18 protein-coding genes are annotated in these 17,534 nt (G+C 72.0%); 11 read left to right on the top strand and 7 right to left on the bottom strand.

Annotation, left to right across the window (positions count from 1 at the left end; all coding sequences use genetic code 11):
• Nucleotides 1-20: 20 nt before the first annotated feature.
• Nucleotides 21-416 carry a hypothetical protein gene (locus tag IF37_RS0114390; RefSeq protein ID WP_030741765.1) on the bottom strand — a complete coding sequence of 132 codons (396 nt, stop codon included), beginning with the start codon at nt 414-416 and terminating at the stop codon, nt 21-23.
• 228 nt (nt 417-644) lie between these two features.
• Entirely contained in the window at nt 645-1,751 is a 1,107-nt protein-coding gene (gene zapE, locus IF37_RS0114395) for a cell division protein ZapE (RefSeq protein ID WP_030741767.1), read from the bottom strand.
• Between the two features lie 36 nt (nt 1,752-1,787).
• On the opposite strand from zapE, the gene IF37_RS0114400 reads away from it, so the two are divergent.
• The 8 genes from IF37_RS0114400 to IF37_RS0114435 all read left to right on the top strand — a co-directional run bounded on the left by IF37_RS0114400 (nt 1,788) and on the right by IF37_RS0114435 (nt 9,069).
• Complete coding sequence (locus IF37_RS0114400; RefSeq protein WP_079165732.1) at nt 1,788-2,693, top strand: pyrimidine reductase family protein; 906 nt, start codon at nt 1,788-1,790, stop codon at nt 2,691-2,693.
• Between the two features lie 164 nt (nt 2,694-2,857).
• The gene (locus IF37_RS0114405) at nt 2,858-3,331 is read left to right on the top strand and encodes a hypothetical protein (protein WP_030741771.1); all 474 of its coding nucleotides are present in this window, start codon (nt 2,858-2,860) and stop codon (nt 3,329-3,331) included.
• A gap of 103 nt (nt 3,332-3,434) precedes the next feature.
• Nucleotides 3,435-4,826: a UDP-N-acetylmuramate--L-alanine ligase gene (gene murC, locus IF37_RS0114410; RefSeq protein ID WP_030741773.1), complete on the top strand. Its 1,392-nt coding sequence runs from the start codon at nt 3,435-3,437 to the stop codon at nt 4,824-4,826.
• 14 nt (nt 4,827-4,840) lie between these two features.
• On the top strand, nt 4,841-5,248 hold the full coding sequence (gene msrB / locus IF37_RS0114415) for a peptide-methionine (R)-S-oxide reductase MsrB (RefSeq protein ID WP_030741775.1): 408 nt from the start codon (nt 4,841-4,843) through the stop codon (nt 5,246-5,248).
• A 277-nt stretch (nt 5,249-5,525) separates the two neighbouring features.
• On the top strand, nt 5,526-6,656 hold the full coding sequence (locus IF37_RS0114420) for an ABC transporter ATP-binding protein (protein WP_030741777.1): 1,131 nt from the start codon (nt 5,526-5,528) through the stop codon (nt 6,654-6,656).
• Nucleotides 6,653-7,306, top strand: coding sequence for an ABC transporter permease (locus tag IF37_RS0114425; RefSeq protein ID WP_030741779.1), 654 nt, complete (start codon nt 6,653-6,655; stop codon nt 7,304-7,306). Before IF37_RS0114420 ends, IF37_RS0114425 begins: the two co-directional genes overlap by 4 nt.
• On the top strand, nt 7,303-7,971 hold the full coding sequence (locus tag IF37_RS0114430) for an ABC transporter permease (RefSeq protein ID WP_030741781.1): 669 nt from the start codon (nt 7,303-7,305) through the stop codon (nt 7,969-7,971). The genes IF37_RS0114425 and IF37_RS0114430 overlap by 4 nt, the downstream gene beginning before the upstream one ends.
• A gap of 138 nt (nt 7,972-8,109) precedes the next feature.
• The gene (locus IF37_RS0114435) at nt 8,110-9,069 is read left to right on the top strand and encodes an ABC transporter substrate-binding protein (protein ID WP_030741783.1); all 960 of its coding nucleotides are present in this window, start codon (nt 8,110-8,112) and stop codon (nt 9,067-9,069) included.
• Between the two features lie 66 nt (nt 9,070-9,135).
• Here the strand turns inward: IF37_RS0114435 and IF37_RS0114440 are convergent, their stop codons facing one another.
• From IF37_RS0114440 to IF37_RS0114455, 4 genes are all read right to left on the bottom strand, one after another.
• Nucleotides 9,136-9,591, bottom strand: a complete 456-nt coding sequence (locus IF37_RS0114440; RefSeq protein ID WP_030741786.1) for a tellurite resistance TerB family protein — start codon at nt 9,589-9,591, stop codon at nt 9,136-9,138.
• Between the two features lie 186 nt (nt 9,592-9,777).
• The gene (locus IF37_RS0114445) at nt 9,778-10,758 is read right to left on the bottom strand and encodes a sporulation protein (RefSeq protein WP_030741787.1); all 981 of its coding nucleotides are present in this window, start codon (nt 10,756-10,758) and stop codon (nt 9,778-9,780) included.
• Nucleotides 10,759-11,073: 315 nt separating this feature from the next.
• Entirely contained in the window at nt 11,074-11,526 is a 453-nt protein-coding gene (locus IF37_RS0114450; RefSeq protein WP_173456811.1) for a DUF6114 domain-containing protein, read from the bottom strand.
• Nucleotides 11,526-12,224 carry a DUF6230 family protein gene (locus tag IF37_RS0114455; protein ID WP_030741790.1) on the bottom strand — a complete coding sequence of 233 codons (699 nt, stop codon included), beginning with the start codon at nt 12,222-12,224 and terminating at the stop codon, nt 11,526-11,528. The genes IF37_RS0114450 and IF37_RS0114455 overlap by 1 nt, the downstream gene beginning before the upstream one ends.
• Nucleotides 12,225-12,840: 616 nt before the next feature.
• On the opposite strand from IF37_RS0114455, the gene IF37_RS0114460 reads away from it, so the two are divergent.
• The 3 genes from IF37_RS0114460 (at nt 12,841) to IF37_RS0114470 (ending at nt 16,195) form a co-directional block, all read left to right on the top strand.
• Nucleotides 12,841-13,491, top strand: a complete 651-nt coding sequence (locus tag IF37_RS0114460) for a hypothetical protein (protein ID WP_030741791.1) — start codon at nt 12,841-12,843, stop codon at nt 13,489-13,491.
• Between the two features lie 834 nt (nt 13,492-14,325).
• A complete protein-coding gene (locus IF37_RS0114465) occupies nt 14,326-14,973 on the top strand; it encodes a ScbR family autoregulator-binding transcription factor (protein ID WP_030741792.1) in 648 nt (215 codons plus the stop codon).
• Nucleotides 14,974-14,995: 22 nt separating this feature from the next.
• Complete coding sequence (locus tag IF37_RS0114470; protein ID WP_030741793.1) at nt 14,996-16,195, top strand: damage-control phosphatase ARMT1 family protein; 1,200 nt, start codon at nt 14,996-14,998, stop codon at nt 16,193-16,195.
• On the opposite strand, the gene IF37_RS0114475 is transcribed toward IF37_RS0114470, so the two are convergent.
• On the bottom strand, nt 16,172-17,437 hold the full coding sequence (locus tag IF37_RS0114475) for a cytochrome P450 (RefSeq protein WP_030741794.1): 1,266 nt from the start codon (nt 17,435-17,437) through the stop codon (nt 16,172-16,174). The two genes, IF37_RS0114470 and IF37_RS0114475, sit on opposite strands and share 24 nt — an antisense overlap.
• Nucleotides 17,438-17,534 lie beyond the last annotated feature (97 nt).

Consider the following 17,534-nt stretch of genomic DNA (forward strand, 5'->3'; position numbering starts at 1 on the left):
GGAGAGCGGAGCGGCGGCTCTCAGCAGCGGAAGACCTGGAGCGCTGCCGGTGCGTGGGCCGCGGCGGCTCTGGAGGCGGGATGGTGCGGGGCACCCCCGGGGTACGACGGGTCGGCCTCCGCCTCCCGGCCGGATATCAGGGGGTGTTCCCGCGGTTCGCCCGTCGCCGGGCCGCGGTGCCGGTCACGCACGGGCGGGAGGCTCAGGGATGCACCCGGCCGGCCGGGGACGCGGATCGTGTCCGCTCCCTCGCGGGCCCACTGTGCGGAGAGGGGTGTTCCGGTCTCGGTCTTGGCCAGGGCCTGACCGAAAGTGTGCGCGGGTGTGAAGGTTCCCGTGGGGACGAAGAGCTGGAAGGCGAGCAGGGTCACGCTGAGGAGGGTGAGCAGGCAGCGCACCGTCGTACCTCGCAACATGAGCCTCCCCCCGCCCTCTTCATGTCTCTAGTCCAGACCAAGCGATGGTCAACGAATGGTCAAGAAATACGTTAGCGCGGCGCGGCCCTTTGCAGGGTTAACTGCGCGTTACGAAACGAAGAGAGCGTGAAAAGTGCGGTGGCATGGCCGGAATTCGCCCTTGACGCGCGCCGGCGCGAGCGACTCCCGCGCTGGCGCGCGAGGTGGCTGACGGCCCGTCGGGGCCGGTCAGGGGGCGACGAGCCCCTTCGCGTCCCGGGCCAGCGCGGTGAGCCGGGATATCGCGCGGAAGTACTTCTTGCGGTAGCCGCCGTTCAGCATCTCCTCGCTGAACAGCCGGTCGAACGGCAGCCCCGAGGCCAGCACCGGGACCTCGCGGTCGTAGAGCCGGTCGGCGAGCACCACCAGCCGCAGCGCCGTCGACTGGTCCGGCACGGGCCGCACACCCGTCAGGCAGACCGCCCGCACCCCGTCGGTCAGCGCGCCGTACCGGCTCGGGTGCACCTTGGCCAGGTGCTCCAGCAGGCCCGGGAAGTCGTCCAGCGAGGCGCCCTCGGTGGCGAACGCCGTCGTCCTGACCTCCTCGTCGGAGAAGGGCGCCGGGGCCTCGGGCAGGCCGCGGTGGCGGTAGTCCTCGCCGTCGATGCGCAGGGCGCGGAAGTGGGCCGACAGTCCCTGGATCTCGCGCAGGAAGTCGGCGGCGGCGAAGCGGCCCTCGCCCAGCTTGCCGGGGAGCGTGTTGGAGGTCGCGGCGAGCGCCACGCCCGCCTCGACCAGCTTGCCGAGCAGGGTCGACACGAGGACCGTGTCGCCGGGGTCGTCCAGCTCGAACTCGTCGATGCAGAGCAGGCTGTGCCCGGACAGGGTCCGCACCGTCTGCTGGAAGCCGAGCGCGCCGACCAGGTTGGTCAGCTCCACGAAGGTGCCGAACGCCTTGCGGGCCGGTTCGGCCGGGGCGGCGTGCCACAGGGAGGCGAGCAGATGGGTCTTGCCGACGCCGTACCCGCCGTCCAGGTACACCCCGCGCGGGCCCGCCGGGGTCTTGGGTGCCTTCGCCCTGCCGAACCCGAGGAAGCCGCGCAGACCGCCGCCGGAGGGCGCGGGCGCGGCGCCCAGCCCGGCGGCGAAGCCCTCCAGGACCCGCACGGCCTCCGTCTGGCTGGGCTGGTTCGGGTCCGGGATGTACGTCGCGAAGCGGACCGAGTCGAAGCGCGGCGGCGGCACCATCTCGGCGACCAGGCGGTCCGCGGGGACGTGCGGCTCGCGGGCGCACAGGGAGAGGGGACCCGCGTCGGTCACGGGGCCGGAACCGGGGGCGGTGGAGGAGGACGACACGGTTGTCCATGCTAAGCGCCGTGTCACACTGCACGAATGCGACGCCTCTTCCCTGTGACCGAAGAAACAGCAGCCCAGGCACTCACGGAGGCAGCCGGGCGGGAGACGGAGGGGCCGGCCCCGGCCCGCGCGGACGGCCCCGCCGGGACGTCCGGGGCGCATTCCGGGGCTTCCGGGACGGGTGGTGCCGGGGCCGCCGACGCCCTGGTGGACCGGGAGTGGGGCCTCGCCGAGCTGGCCGCCGCCTACGCCTACCCGGAACCCGGCGCCGGCGCCCCGCGGCCGTGGCTGCGGGCCAACATGGTCTCCTCCCTCGACGGCGCCGGTCAGCACGATGGCCGCTCGCAGCCCATCTCCGGCGCCGCCGACATGCGGATCTTCGGCACCTTGCGGGCGCTCGCGGACGTCGTCGTGGTCGGTGCGGAAACGGTACGGACGGAGGGGTACCGCCCCGCCCGGGTGCGGGCCGAGTTCGCCGGGGCCCGCGCGGCCGCCGGACAGACCCCGGTGCCGGCCGTCGCCGTCGTCAGCGCGAGCCTGGACCTGGATTTCACCCTGCCGCTGTTCACCTCGCCCGTGGTGCCGACGCTCATCCTGACCGGAGCCGCCGCCGCGCCCGACCGGGTAGCCGCCGCCGAGAAGGCCGGCGCCCGGGTGCTGGTCGCCGGTGCGGGGACGGGCGTGGAGCCCGCGCGCGCGGTGCGGGTTCTCGCCGGCCTCGGACACACCCGGCTGCTCACCGAGGGCGGCCCCCGGCTGCTCGGTCAGCTGATCGCCGCGGAGGTGCTGGACGAGCTGTGTCTGACCATCTCGCCGATGCTCACCGCGGGGAGCGCGCAGCGCATCGCCGTGGGGCCGTCGGTCGCCGTCCCACACCGGTTCGCGCTCGTGTCCCTGCTGGAGGAGGAAGGGTTCCTGTTCAGCCGCTACCGGCGGCGCTGAGCCGCCGCTCGGCTGAATCCGCCGTTGTCCGCCGTTGTCGGACGCTATGCGCCGTTCCGCTCCACTCCCGGCGGGCATGCCCAGACCCGCACCACCCGTGTGATCATGGGGAAGGATGGTTTTCGCGGGGCCCTGCCGGGCCCTCCGAGGAGAGGAGGCGCCTGGTGTTCACAAGCGTTCTGATGATCGAGAAGGCTCTGACGTCTGCCGACGTGGAGTTCGTCACCACCCTGCACGGGGACGAGCCCGTCTCCTTCTACGTGCTGCTCCAGCCGCGCGGTGACCAGGCGGACCGGCTGCTGCGGGCCATCGACGACATCGCGCTCGGCGAACTCGACGAGGCGGTGCGCGAAGGGGAGACCCCCGAGGGGAACGAGGCGCGCAGCGTGGGGCGGCAGGCCCTCGACGTGTCGCTCCAGGCGCTGCTCGGCGCGGGCAGCCGGGCGGAGGGGCGGCTGGTGGAGGACCACCCGCTGGAGGCGCTGAAGGCGCTGGTGGCCGAGGTGGGCGCGGACGAGGTGATCGTGCTGACCGATCCGCACTACGTGGAGGAGTTCTTCCACCGGGACTGGGCCTCGCGGGCGCGGCACAAGGTCGGCGTCCCCGTGCTGAAGCTCTTCTCGCACAGCAAGGCGTAGGGTTCCGCCCCCGGGCGGGCCCGCGCGCCCCTTGCGAGGCCGCCCCCGCCCCAGCGCATAGGCTAGGCGAGCTTCAGCTCGTACCGTCTCTGGGGAGAAACGCATGGCACCCGGCCTTCCTACCGCCATGGACCGACCGCACTTCATCGGCATCGGCGGCGCCGGGATGTCGGGCATCGCCAAGATCCTGGCGCAGCGCGGGGCGGAGGTGGCCGGCAGCGACGCCAAGGAGTCGGCGACCGCCGAGGCGCTGCGGGCACTGGGCGTCACCGTGCACATCGGGCACGCCGCCGCCCACCTCGCGGACGACGCGAGCTGTGTGGTGGTGTCGTCGGCGATCCGCAGCGACAACCCGGAGCTGGCCCGCGCCGCCGAGCTGGGCATCCCGGTGGTGCACCGCTCCGACGCGCTGGCCGCGCTGATGGAGGGCCTGCGGCCGATCGCCGTGGCGGGCACGCACGGCAAGACCACGACCACCTCCATGCTGGCCGTCTCGCTGGCCGAGCTGGGGCTGAAGCCGTCGTACGCCATCGGCGGAGACCTGGACGCACCCGGCTCCAACGCGCTGCACGGCGAGGGCGACATCTTCGTCGCCGAGGCCGACGAGTCGGACCGCAGCTTCCACAAGTACGCGCCCGAGGTCGCCATCGTCCTCAACGTCGAACTGGACCACCACGCCAACTACGCCTCCATCGACGAGATCTACGAGTCCTTCGAGACGTTCGTGGACCGCGTCACCGAGGGCGGCACCCTGGTCGTCTCCGCCGACCACGAGGGCGCCCGGGAGCTGACCCGCCGGGTGCGCGCGGGCCGGGTGCGGGTGGTGACCTACGGCGAGGCCGAGGACGCCGGCGTACGCGTGCTCTCGATCGTCCCGCAGGGGCTGAAGAGCCAGGTCACCGTGGTGCTCGACGGCCAGGAGCTGACCTTCCAGGTCTCCGTGCCCGGCCGGCACTACGCCCTCAACGCGGTCGCCGCGCTCGCCGCCGGTGCCGCCCTCGGCATCCCGGCCGCCGAGCTGGCGCCCGCGCTCGCCGCCTACACCGGCGTCAAGCGGCGCCTCCAGCTCAAGGGCGAGGCGGCCGGCGTCCAGGTGATCGACTCCTACGCCCACCACCCGACCGAGATGACCGCCGACCTGGAGGCCATGCGCGCCGCCGCCGGCGACGCCCGCATCCTCGTCGTCTTCCAGCCGCACCTCTTCTCCCGCACCCAGGAGCTGGGCAAGGAGATGGGGCAGGCGCTCGCCCTCGCCGACGCCTCGGTGGTCCTGGACATCTACCCGGCCCGCGAGGACCCGATCCCCGGCGTCACCAGCGAGCTGATCATCGAGGCGGCACGCGCGGCCGGCGCCGACGTGACCGCCGTGCACGACAAGACGGAGATCCCGGCGGTGATCGCGGGAATGGCGAAGCCCGGTGATCTCGTTCTCACCATGGGCGCGGGAGATGTGACCGACCTGGGCCCGCTGATCCTGGACCGTCTTTCGCAGTAAAGGGGCTGAAGCACATGTCGTACGACGTCGTGAAGCCGGACGAGCAGTGGCGCGCGGAGCTGAACCCGGCCGAGTACGCCGTGCTGCGCCAGGCCGCCACCGAGCCGGCCTTCACCGGTGAGTACACCGACACCAAGACCAAGGGCGTGTACTCCTGCCGTGCCTGCGGCGCCGAACTGTTCACCTCCGACACCAAGTTCGAGTCGCACTGCGGCTGGCCGTCCTTCTTCGACCCGAAGGACACCGACGCCGTGGAGCTGATCGAGGACCGTTCCCACGGGATGGTCCGCACCGAGGTGCGCTGCGCCCGCTGCGGTTCCCACCTCGGGCACGTCTTCGCGGGCGAGGGCTACCCGACCCCGACCGACCAGCGCTACTGCATCAACTCGATCTCCCTGCGGCTGGCCCCCGAGGAGAACTGAGCACCGGCCGCCCCGGCGCCTCGGGGCGGCCTGCCGGGCGTCCCCGGCCCGCCTCGACGCCCGGCACGCGGAGGGCGACGCCCCCTCCGCGCGGCCCCGCCGCACCAGATCGCGACGGGGACGCGTGGTCCGCCGAAAAGCGGGCAGACGGACGGTCGGCCCGGTACGGACCGGCTCGCCGGCATGCGGCTCCGCCGCCGAACAGCCGGAAGAGGCGCCGTCTAGACTCTCCCCGCACCAGCCCAGAATCGGTCGGACCCGAAGGGTACGCGGCGTTTTGATACGGATAGATGCAGTAACGAAGCGGTACCCGGACGGCACGGTCGCCGTCGACCGGCTGTCGCTGGAGATACCGGACCGTGCGATCACCGTCCTCGTCGGTCCCTCCGGCTGCGGCAAGACGACGACCCTGCGGATGATCAACCGGATGGTCGAGCCCACCGAGGGCGCCATCCTCCTCGACGGCCGGGACATCCGGCAGCAGCCGGTCAACACCCTGCGCCGGTCGATGGGGTACGTCATCCAGAACGCCGGGCTCTTCCAGCACCGCACCATCCTCGACAACATCGCCACCGTGCCCCGTCTGCTCGGTCGGTCCAAGCGGGAGGCCCGGGCCCGGGCCGCCGAGCTGATGGAGCGGGTCGGCCTGGACTCCGCGTTCGCCAAGCGGTACCCGTACCAGCTCTCCGGCGGCCAGCAGCAGCGCGTCGGCGTGGCCCGCGCTCTCGCCGCCGACCCGCCGGTGCTGCTGATGGACGAGCCGTTCTCCGCTGTCGACCCCGTCGTCCGCAAGGGGCTCCAGGACGAACTCCTGCGCATCCAGGACGAACTGGGCAAGACCATCGTCTTCGTCACGCACGACATCGACGAGGCGATCAAACTGGGCACCCGGGTCGCCGTGCTGCGCACCGGAGGCCGGCTCGCCCAGTACGCGCCGCCCGCCGAACTGCTCAGCGCGCCCGCCGACTCCTTCGTGGAGGACTTCCTCGGCGCCGACCGCGGCATCCGCCGGCTGTCCTTCTTCCCCTCCGCCGGTCTGGAGTTGCAGACCGCGCCCGTCGTCCCGATCGACGCCGACGCCGCCCGGCTCGCCGCCCGCGCCGAAGCCCCCTACCTCCTCGTCACCGACCCCGAGGGCAGACCGCTCGGCTGGAGCGAGCCGGACCGGCTGACCGCCGGCGCCGTCGACCGGGACCGGCTGCTGGACTTCGGGCGGCCCTTCGTGCCCGGCACCGACTCGCTGCGCACCGCGCTCGACGGCGCCGTGCTCTCGCCGACCGGGTGGGCGGTGGCCGTGGACGGCGAGGGCCGCGCGGTCGGCGTCGTCTCCCAGCAGGTCATCGGCGAGGCGATCCGCGACGCGCACAGCCGGGTTGCGGAGCGGGCCGAGGCGAAGGCCGGGCTGTGAGCGGCTTCTTCGACCTCCCGAGCGACCTCCAGCACAGTTGGTCCGGCCTCGTCGGGCTGCATCTGCGCGAGGCACTGCTGCCGGTGCTGGCCGGACTGCTGATCTCGTTGCCCGTGGCCCAGCTGTGTGTGCGGTTCCGGTGGATCTACCCGCCCGTCCTCGGCGTCGCCACCGTGCTCTACGCCATCCCGTCGCTGGCCTTCTTCGTCGTCCTCATCGACTACTTCGGCCAGAGCGAGACCACCGTGATGATCCCGCTCGCGCTCTACAGCCTGGTGGTGCTGGTCCCGGCGATCGTGGACGGTGTCCGTTCGGTGCCGCCGGAGACCCTGGCCGCCGCCCAGGCCATGGGGTTCGGCGCCGTACGGCGGTATTTCCAGGTCCAGCTGCCCATCGCCGTTCCCGCCATCATCGCCGGCCTCCGGGTGGCGACCGTCTCCAGCATCTCGCTGGTCAGCGTCGGCATGCTGATCGGCAACCAGGGCGCCCTCGGCAACATGCTGTACGACGCCCAGACCTACCACCGCCCCGCGCTCGCAGTGAACGCGGTCCTCACCATCGCGGTGCTGGGCATCCTCGCCGACACCGCGCTCGTCGTCGTCCGCCGTCTCCTCACCCCCTGGATGCCGAGGAAGGGTGCCGCCCGGTGAACGTCCTGAACTTCGCGCAGGCCTTCTTCGGCGACAGCGCCCACTGGCACGGCTACGACGGCATACCCGCCCGGTTCGCCGAGCACATCGGGTACTCCTTGGAAGCCCTGCTGTTCGCCGCCGTGATCGGGCTGCCCATCGGGCTGCTCACCGGCCACTACGACCGCGGTGGCAACGCCCTCGCGCTCCTCGCCACCGCCGGGCGGGCCCTGCCCAGCTTCGGCCTGCTGGTGCTGATGTTCATCTGGCTCGGCTTCGGTCTGCTGCCGGTGATGATCCCGCTGGTCGTGCTGGCCGTACCGCCGATCCTGGTCACCACCTACGAGGCGGTCCGCTCGGTCGACCCGTCCCCGGTGGACGCGGCCCGGGGCATGGGGATGACCGAGGCGCGCGTGCTGTTCCAGGTGGAGCTGCCGGTCGCGCTCCCGCTGATCCTCAGCGGTCTGCGCACGGCGGCCATCCAGATCGTCTCCACCGCCACCATCGCCGCCTACGTCAGCCTCGGCGGACTCGGCCGGTACATCATCGACGGGCTCTACCAGAAGGACTACGAGAAGGTCGTCGGCGGCGCCACCCTGGTCGCCGGTCTCGCCCTCGCGACCCTCGCCGTGTTCTGGGCGGTGTCCCGGCTCACCGTGTCACCGGGAGTGCGCCGGAACGGCTGACGACCGGCGCCCCCTCATGAAGATTCCGTTACAGCGCATGCCGGAGGGCCGCCCTCCGGCATGACGGGGCGCGGATCGACGCCAATCGGTGATCTACTGGACTTGACTGACCGAGAACCGGCTGGCTTGGATCGATGGGTGACTTCAAACACCCATATCAGCAGGTCCATCCGGGGGAGCAGAGGCGCGGCGGTGGTCGCCCTCGCGGCGGCGACGGCTCTGCTGGCGGGCTGTTCCTCCAAGGACGACAAGGCCGACAACCCCCTCACCGGCGGCAAGGCGAGCGGCGACAGCGTGGTCGTCGGGTCCAACAACTTCCCCGAGAGCACCCTGCTCGCCGACATCTACGGCGAAGCCCTCAAGGCCAAGGGGATCAAGGTCACGTACAAGCCGAACATCGGCAGCCGCGAGACCACCTACGGGCTGATCAAGAACGGCTCGCTCTCGCTGATGCCCGAGTACAACGGCGCGTTGCTGGCCTACCTCGACAAGAAGGCCGCCCCGAAGAGCCTCGACGAGACCGAGGACGCCATCAAGGCGAAGCTCGACTCCCGGCTCACCCTGCTCGAACCGGCGGCGGCGCAGTCCAAGGACTCGGTCACGGTCAACGCGGCCACCGCGAAGAAGTACCACCTCACCGAGAAGTCCTCCATCGCCGATCTGAAGGACATCGCCAAGGACCTGGTCATCGGCGCCTCGCCGGAGTTCCAGACCCGGCAGCAGGGGCTGGTCGGGCTGAAGTCCGTCTACGGCCTCCAGTTCAAGTCCTACAAGGCGCTGGACACGGGCGGCCCGCTGACGCTGGCGGCACTGAAGCAGAACACCGTGCAGGTCGCGGACATCTTCACCACGGACTCGAACATCACCAAGGAGAAGTTCGTCGTCCTTGAGGACCCGAAGAACCTCTTCGGCTTCCAGAACGTCCAGCCGCTCGTGCACAAGGGCAAGCTGTCCCAGAAGGGCGTCGACGCGCTCAACGCGGTCTCCGCCAAGCTCGACACCGAGACCCTGCTGGACCTCGACACCCAGGTGAAGGAAGGGAACAAGGACCCGCTGGACGTCGCCCAGTCCTGGCTGAAGTCCGCCGGGCTCGTCTGACGTCCCCGCCCGGCACGACCACGGCCGTGCCGGGCGGGTTCACACGCCGTCCGGACCGCTCGGAGGTCAGAGGTCGAACTCGTGCGGCGGCAGGTCCAGCGTGTAGCAGGCCTCACGGACCACGGCCCGCTCGTCCTTGTCGAAGTCGCCGTCAGCGCCACCGATCACGATGCCGATCTGGATGACGGCCCGCGCCTCCGCCGGCTTCTTCTTGGCCTTGGCGATCTCCTGGAGAACGCTCACCTTGCCGAAGTCGAAGTCGGTCGTCAGCTTGTTCAGGTTGTCCTCGAAACGGCGCCGCAGGTCGTCCGCCGGGAAGTTCTGCAACACCTCGTTGGTGGCGATGAGCTGGGCCACCCGCTGCCGCTCGGACGGATCGACCGTCCCGTCGGCCGCGGCCACGAGCGCGCACATCGCCATGCTCGCATCACGGAACGCGCCGCTCTTCAGGTCGTTCTTCTTCGCCATCAACTGGGTCTGCATCTGCGACGCCGACTCCTTGAAGCGGTCCCACAGGGCCATGTCCACTCCTCGTATCGGCCGTCGGACACCCGCACGGTGCCCGACGGCAATTTCTACAGCACCGTAGAAACTAATGGGACGGCCGGGAAGTTCCTCGGTCGCCGACCGGCCCGCCGATGTCCGAAGTGACGCGTTGCCGAAGTGACGGGAGCGAGGACCGTCGGCGGGGCTCCGCCGGCCGGGCGGTCAGTCCTCGTCCGAGTCCTCGTCCCCGTCGTCCTCGAAGAAGTCCCCGATCTCGTCCACGACCTCGGCGGCCACCATGCCGCCCACCACGCCCACGGCGAGGCCCGCCGCACCCGCGGCCACGGCCGTGCCCAGGCCGGGGCCGGAGTGGTGGGAGTCGCCGGAGTGGTGGCCGATCCCGGACACGCCGTCATGCCCGTACGCCGCGTGGCTGCCGTAGGCGTCGCGGTGTTCCGTCAGCTGGCGGATCCAGCCGTCCACCTCGGTCTCCCAGTCGCGGGCCTGCGCGTCCTCGTGGTGCACGACGAACCGGGTCAGCGCGTCGTGCCCGCCGCGCTTGTCCGCCTCCAGCACGACCTCGACGCTCGTGGGGGAGGAGAGGAAGGTCAGCTCCAGCTCGTTCAGCGCGTACGCGTACTGCGGGGCCGGGGTCAGCTCGATCTCCTGGTAGAACGGCAGCCGCTGGCCGGTGCCGCCGATGCGGCCGTACTCCAGGTCGGCCGAGCGGAATCCGAAGCCCAGCCGGCCGAACGCCTCCAGCACGGCCTCCTGCACGGGCAGGGGGCGGACGGCCAGCGGGTCCAGGTCGCCCTTGTCCCGGGCGCCGGCCACGGCGACCTCCGTACGCACGCCCAGCACGATGCCGAGCGGCTGGCCGTGCAACTCGGTCACCGGGGTCTCCCAGGGGAGCGGCACGCTGAACGGCAGCTCGCGCTCCTCGTGCTCGCCGAGCCGGAAGCCGCCGCCGACGGTGAACCGCTCGAAGGCGACCGCGCCCTCGCTCTCCCCTTCCTCGTGCTCCGCCTCCACACGGGCCACCAGCTCCAGGCCGATGTGCTCGATCTCCACGGCCGACCCGCCGCCGCGCAGCATGACCCGGCCCGTCAGGGCGCCGCCGGGCAGCGCCGCGGCGCCGTCCAGCACCGTGTCCACGGAGGGGCCGCCGACCCCGATCGCGCCCAGCAGCCTCTTGAACACCATGCCGTTGGCTCCTTCACTCATCGCCTCGTCCGGTCGGCACTCCCTGTCCGTCCGGCTGCCGAGTGAACTCCTGGCGAGGGCACGGAAGTTCCCAGGTCACCTGATCAGGGGAACACGGATTGACGGTTTGACGGCCCGACAGCTCTGTCATCCGACGGACCGGTGGCCCGACAGACCGGCGGTCCGGCACCTCGGCACGGTTCACCGCACCGCCCGGAGCCGGGTCCGCCCGTCGGACCACTCGTCAGACTCGTCGTACCCGACGACGTATATGAGGATGGATCACCACTGCTGGTCGGGCCGTCGGGCCGGGTGTCACGCCTCCGCCCGCTCCGACGTCACCGTGTGCGCCGCGGCTCCGGCCTGCTCGCGGCGCCTGCGGCGGCTCAGGCGCGGTTCCTGGTCCGGGAGCCAGCCGAAGGCGAGGCAGCTTCCGGTGGCGCCGAGGAGCAGGCCGATGAAGAAGCCGCCCAGGTTGGAGGTGAGCCAGGTGCCCAGGGAGAGCAGGATGCCGGTGATGGAGTAGAAGAGCCGCTGGGACGGGTTGAAGAGGATCAGCAGGCCCAGCAGCACCATGAGCCCCGGCAGCAGATAGCCGGCCAGACCCTGCATGCCGATGTGCAGCACGACCTTGAGCGAGGCCTTCTCGGTGAGCAGGATCTCGCCGCCGCCGAGGGCGAGCAGCAGCCCGCCCCAGAACGGCCGGCGGGCCCGCCATCCGCGGAAGGCGAGCCTCGCTCCCCGGCGTGGACCGTCCGGCACGGCCATCAGCAACCCGAGTCGCTGAAGCGGAGCTTGAGGCCCGGCAGCTTGAACACACCCGCCGTCGTCGCGTAGTTGGTCTGCCGCAGGTTCGCGATGCGCACGGTGTCGGCCTGCTGGCTGAAGACGCCGATCGGGCCCTTCGCGCGCGCCTTGTTCAGCGTGCTGGCGTCGTTGCCGATCTCGATGTTGTTGAACGCCGCGTCACCCGACAGCTCGGTGGAGTCGGTGGTCAGGTCGCTCGCACTGACCTTCTGCGCGCCGCTGCCCGCGGTGATCAGCAGGTTGGTGCCGCCGAGGTCGACGCTCTGGCACAGCTTGGTGAGGGTGGCGTTCCTGATGGCCGAGGTGACGACCAGCACCTGGCCGCCGGTGTCCCCGGCGTTCGGGCTGCCCTCCGCCATGTTGTCGAGTGAGCCGAACTGCTCGAAGCCGGTGCCGTTGAGTTCCGTCGCGGTGACCGTGAACGGCATGCCGGAGATGGCGAACTGCACGCCCAGCGCGCCTTGCGCGGTGAGGACGGCGAGGCCGGCGGCGACCAGGGTGGCGGGCACCGCCATCACCGCGGCCCGGCGGGCGCGGACCCGTCCCCGCCTGTCGCCGCCGACGGTGTGTCCGGCGGCGTGCGGAGCCTGTGACGGGTTGCTGCTCCCCGGGTTCTCGGGGGTGTTGCCGGTGGACGGGACGTCCGGGGACGAGGCCATGTCTGCTCCCATGGGCGCGGATCAATGCGGATTGGGCTTCAGTGGCGCGGTGTCCTGGCGCGGACAGCGGATGCAGCGCACGACTCCTCACGACTCCCGGCGGGTGCGAGGGCTATCACGTTACGCGGCAGTAGCCTTCGAGGAAGTTACCGCCGGTTACTTTGAAGGGTCAAGGGAGTTGTGGAAAAACGGTGTACGAGGCCCGCGCGTCACCCTCGTGTAACACAACTCCGCTACTACACCTTGACGCTGACGGTTGATCAGGTCTACAACTTCCCCTGTTTCCACGGATCCGTGGCGCCGGATCCGGCAGGCGCGCCAGTCGCGCCCCGCGGCGCGGCACCGGCCGCGTTCCCGGCCCTGTCACGGCAACCCGCTCCACCTCGCAGCGCGGCTCCGGCACGGAACGCCTCCCGCCTTCCCGGTGTGCCCGGCCGCCCCTTTGTCCGGCCCGGCCGGAGGTCTTCCCCCAAGACCTTCGGCCGGTGCCCGGTGTGCCGCCGTCGCGGATCCGCAGCGTACGGAGAAGGCGTCACGGCCCCGCGCCGGCGGCAAACCCGCACCACCAGCCACCCCCCACCTCACCTCATCTGATCCCCACTAGAGAGGCACCCTCATGCGCAAGCGCTCCCTCCTCGCCCTGGCCGGCACCGCCACCACGCTCGCCCTGGCCTGGGCCACCCCGGCCTCCGCGGCCGGCACGGTCCTCACCACCGGCAGCACCGGCGGCACCGCCGTGGCCGTCGGCGACACCCTGACCGCGCCCCTGGCCTCCGGCACCTCGGCCAACTTCTACTCGAGCGCGACCGGCACCTCCGGGGTCAAGTGCACGGCCTCCCAGTTCACCGCCAAGGTCACCGGCAACCCGACCGCGCCCGGCACGGCCACCGAGTCCGTCACCGCGCACACCTTCGACCCCACCACCTGCACCAGCAACGTCACCGGTGTCACCGGCGTCAACGGGGTCACCATCAACAACCTCCCCTACTCGGCGACGGTCGCCTCGGACGGCACCCTCAAGGTCTCGCCCCCGAGCGGCTCCGTCATCCAGGCCACGGTCCAGCTGCGCACCCTGCTGGGCACGGTGACCTGTGTGTACCAGGCGCCCGGTCTGACCGGTAAGGCCGACAACGCCGACAGCAGCATCACCTTCACCAACCAGCAGTTCACCAAGACCTCCGGCTCGTCGCTGTGCTTCGCCAACGGCTACTTCACGGCCAAGTACGCCCCCGTCACCGACGGGGGCGTCCGGGTCTACGTGAACTGATCCGCCGGACCGTACGGTTCGGCGCCATCGCCGCGGTGGGAGGGCGGCGCCCCCGGTGAGCACCGGCACCGTGGCGGCGCCGCCCGTCGGCGGTTGCGCCGAGGGGGCGTGCCGCCGCGTTCCCGTCACCGGCGCCGCCCCGCACCCGCCGCCCCGCACCCGACACCCCGCACCCCGGCTCCCGGTTCCCCGGGCCCGGGGTCCACGGCGTGTACGTCCAAGGCATGTGCACCCACGGCGTGTACTCCCACGCGGCCGGGTCCAGGACCCGGTGCGCGGGTACGTTCCCGCCGCGCGGCCGGCAGCCGGGATTCGCCCGCCGGCCGCGCTTCTCTCCCTCCCTCTCCCCCCGCCCGCCACGCGCAGGTCGCTCCAGGCCGTGCGCGAGCCGCCGCATGCCGTGATCACGGACCGCCGGGCCGCCGCCCCCATCTCGCCCGTACCCGGCATACGGGTCATCCCCGCCATCCGGAACGCCTCCGCGGAGCGCGAGCGCCGGGGGCGCGAAAGCACCGACCGGTTCTGCTGTTTTGCGCCTGCTCCTACAGCCCATTGAGGACCGGCCGTCCGCCTCGTATCGTGGCGATCACGGGTGCGGCGGTCGTCGCCCCGAAGCCGCCGGACACCGGCCCGCGATGGAGGGAAACCGCGATGTGGTCTCGTCCGTTCCCGGTGGCGCCGGGGATTCGGCCGGTGTTCGAGGCGTCGCTGACACGTGTCGCATCGCGTGCGCGGACCGCTGGACTTCCCTTCCCGTGCGGTGAGTTATCGTAGGCGGGGGGCTAAAAACAAACCGCATGTCCTGTTCTTTTGAGATGGGAGGAGGGGTCCCGGATGGCGAGGCAGTTACGCGCTGAACAGACCCGCGCCACGATCATCACGGCCGCCGCCGACCTGTTCGACCGGCATGGGTACGAATCCACCAGTCTGAGCGACATCGTCACCCATGCGAAGGTCACCAAGGGCGCCCTGTACTTCCACTTCGCCGCCAAGGAGGACCTCGCCCACGCCATCCTGGAGCTCCAGACCAAGGCGGCGCGACAGCTCGTGGCCGACGTCGAGAACCGCGGCTGCTCCTCCCTGGAGGCCCTCATGCGGACCACCTTCGGGATCGCCCGGCTCGCCGTGGACGACCCCGTGCCGCGTGCCGGGCTCCGCCTCGCCACCGCGGACATCGCCGTACGGCCGCCGCTGCGGCACCCGTTCACCGAGTGGCTCGACTTCGCCACCCGCAAATTCACGGGCGCCGTCAGGGAGTCCGACCTGCACGGTGACGTCGACGTCGGTGTGGTCGCCCACTCCCTCGTCTGCTTCTTCATCGGCACCCGGGTCGCCGGCCGTTCGCTCGAACCCGTCGGGCGGCTGCCGCGCAGGGTCGCCGAGATGTGGCACCTCGTGATCCGCGGTCTCGTCCCGGTGCACCGACGCCCCCGTTATGTCACCCTCGCCACGCAGCTGGAGCGGGAGGTCCGCGCCGCCTGACGCCCGCGATACGGTGACGGACATGTCCGACACCCCGTTCGCACCCGTGATCCTCGGCAACGAGCCCGGCTCGTTCCCGCACAGCGTGCTGGCCGAGCGGCACCCCGCGATCGTCCAGCGGGTACGGGACGCCTTCCCGTACGGCCCCGGGCAGCACCGGGCGCTGGACGAGCTGCTGCTCAGCTGCGCCGGGGGAACGGTCGGGCCGCTGCCCGCCGACGCCCCGGACCGGGACCGGTGGGACGCGTGGGGCCTGCCCGGCCACACCGGGCGGTCCTGGTACGACGTGCCCTGGCTGTGGTCCGAGAGCTACTTCTACCGGCGGCTGCTGGACGCCGTCGGCTGGTTCGGCCCGGGTGCCTGGCAGGGCGTCGACCCCTTCCGCCCCTTCAAGCGCGCCGAACTGGACGCGCCCGAGACCGACGAGGAACTGGCCGCCCTCGACGGCCTGCGCGAACTGCCGGAGGAGGAGCGGGCCCGCGCCCTGCTGCACGGCTCGCTCTGGGGCAACCGCGCCGACCTCGGCTTCCGGATCTCCGCCCAAGGCGCCCGCGCCGAGGAGCCGTCCCCCGCGCTGGTCGCCGACGACAGCGAGACCCTGTGGTCGCTGCTGCCGCCCGCCGGGACGGGCACGCTGGTGCTCATCGCCGACAACGCCGGCCGCGAACTCGTCCCCGACCTCCTGCTCATCGCACACCTCCTCGCCGAGGGCCGCACCGCGCGGGCGGTCCTGCACGTCAAGCCGTACCCGTACTACGTCTCCGACGCCACCACCGCCGATGTGGTCGACGCGCTGCGCCGGCTGCGCGCGGCCCCCGGCCCGGCCGCCGACCACGCGCGCGTGCTCTGGTCCGCCATGGCCGACGGCCGGCTCGTCGTCCGCGCCCACCCCTTCTCCAGCGCCCCGCTGCCGTACTCCGAGATGCCGGACGACCTGCGGGCCGAGTTCGCGGCGGCGACCCTGACCATCGTCAAGGGCGACCTCAACTACCGCCGCCTGGTGGGCGACCGGCTCTGGCCGGCCACCACCCCCTTCCGGGAGACGACCGCGTACTTCCCCGGTCCGGTGGCCGCGCTGCGCACCCTCAAGTCCGATGTGATCACCGGCCTCTCCGCCGCCACCGAGGCCGCGCTGGTCGCCGCCGAGGGGCAGCGCTGGCGGACCAGCGGCACACACGCGCTGATCCAGTGCGTCCCGTCAGGCCAGGCGCACCGGCAGTGACTTGACGCCGTTGACGAAGTTCGACACCAGCCGCCCGGCCGGTCCGGCCGGGCTCGGCGGCCCGGGCAGCACCCGCAGCACCTCCTCGTAGAGCAGCCGCAGTTGCAGCCGGGCGAAGTGGGCGCCCAGGCAGACGTGCGGGCCGTCCCCGAACGAGACGTGCGGATTGGGGGAGCGGGTCGGGTCCAGCCGGTCGGGCCCGGTGAACACGCGCTCGTCCCGGTTGGCCGAGGCGTGGAAGACCACCACCTTGTCGCCGGCCCGGATGCGGCGGCCCGCCAGCTCGGTGTCGCGCACGGCCGTCCGGCGGAAGGTCAGCACGGGCGGGTGCCAGCGCAGCAGCTCGTCGACGGCGGACGGTACGCCGGCACGTCCGCCGCGCAGCGTCGCGTACGCCTCCGGGTGCTCCGCCAGCGCCAGCAGCCCGCCCGGTGCGGCGGCGCGCACGGTGTCGTTGCCCGCCACGGTGAGCAGGAAGAAGAACATCTCCAGCTCCGCGTCGACGAGTTCGGCGTCGTGGGCCAGCGTCGTCATGATGTCGTCGGCGGGCCGCCGCCTCTTGTGCGCGGCCAGTTGCCCGGCGTACGCGAACATGTCCCGCAGCCGCGCGGGCGAGCGCGGGTCCACCGGCCTGCCCGCTTCGTCCCGCACCGGCGGACCGGCCTCGTCCGGGTCCTGGTAGCCGATGACCCGCCGCGTCCAGTGCAGCAGCAGCCCGCGGTCGCTCTCCGGGACACCCAGCAGATCCGCCAGGTTCAGCAGGGCGTAGTCGTCGGTGACGGCGGCCACCAGGTCGACCGTGCCGTCCCCCTCCCGTGCCGTGGCCAGGGCACCCTCGAGCAGCGTGCGCGCCCGCTCCCGGGCGACGGCCGCGAACCGTTCGACCCGCCCCGGGGTGAAGGCGCGGCTCACCAGCCGCCGCAGCCGGCCGTGCCCGGGCGGGTCCTGGTTGAGCATCATCCGCCGGATGAACGGCAGGTCCGCCGGATCGGGGTCGCGGATCTGGGTCGCCCCGGCGTACGACGAGTACGTCACCGCGTCCTTCAGCACGCGGACGACGTCCGCGTGCCGGGTCACCGCCCAGAAGCCGGGCCCGGCCGGCCAGCCCAGCACCTCCGGCTCCTCCTGCCAGGCCACCGGATGGTGCTCGCGCAGCACCCGGTAGTCGTCGTAGGGCACCCCGGCGGCGTACCGGCGCGGATCGAAGACGTCCGGCACCGGCGGCGCCTCGCGCAGGCTCATGCCCGTCCGCCCGGACCCGTGGTGCCGTCGGCGTGGTCTGCCTCTCCAGCCTCTCCAGCCTCTTCGGCGTCTTCAGCCTCTTCGGCCCTGGAGTCCT

The sequence above is a fragment of the Streptomyces sp. NRRL S-31 genome, from assembly GCF_000718775.1.
In the GTDB taxonomy this organism is placed as follows: Bacteria; Actinomycetota; Actinomycetes; order Streptomycetales; family Streptomycetaceae; genus Streptomyces.

Coding starts and splice junctions, on each gene's coding strand:
- msrB (WP_030741775.1), top strand. CDS start 4,841: ATGTCGTACGACGTCGTGAAGCCGGACGAGCAGTGGCGCGCGGAGCTG.
- IF37_RS0114465 (WP_030741792.1), top strand. CDS start 14,326: ATGGCGAGGCAGTTACGCGCTGAACAGACCCGCGCCACGATCATCACG.
- murC (WP_030741773.1), top strand. CDS start 3,435: ATGGCACCCGGCCTTCCTACCGCCATGGACCGACCGCACTTCATCGGC.
- IF37_RS0114455 (WP_030741790.1), bottom strand. CDS start 12,224: ATGGCCTCGTCCCCGGACGTCCCGTCCACCGGCAACACCCCCGAGAAC.
- IF37_RS0114440 (WP_030741786.1), bottom strand. CDS start 9,591: ATGGCCCTGTGGGACCGCTTCAAGGAGTCGGCGTCGCAGATGCAGACC.
- IF37_RS0114390 (WP_030741765.1), bottom strand. CDS start 416: ATGTTGCGAGGTACGACGGTGCGCTGCCTGCTCACCCTCCTCAGCGTG.
- IF37_RS0114460 (WP_030741791.1), top strand. CDS start 12,841: ATGCGCAAGCGCTCCCTCCTCGCCCTGGCCGGCACCGCCACCACGCTC.
- IF37_RS0114475 (WP_030741794.1), bottom strand. CDS start 17,437: ATGAGCCTGCGCGAGGCGCCGCCGGTGCCGGACGTCTTCGATCCGCGC.
- IF37_RS0114470 (WP_030741793.1), top strand. CDS start 14,996: ATGTCCGACACCCCGTTCGCACCCGTGATCCTCGGCAACGAGCCCGGC.
- IF37_RS0114450 (WP_173456811.1), bottom strand. CDS start 11,526: ATGGCCGTGCCGGACGGTCCACGCCGGGGAGCGAGGCTCGCCTTCCGC.
- IF37_RS0114445 (WP_030741787.1), bottom strand. CDS start 10,758: ATGGTGTTCAAGAGGCTGCTGGGCGCGATCGGGGTCGGCGGCCCCTCC.
- IF37_RS0114400 (WP_079165732.1), top strand. CDS start 1,788: ATGCGACGCCTCTTCCCTGTGACCGAAGAAACAGCAGCCCAGGCACTC.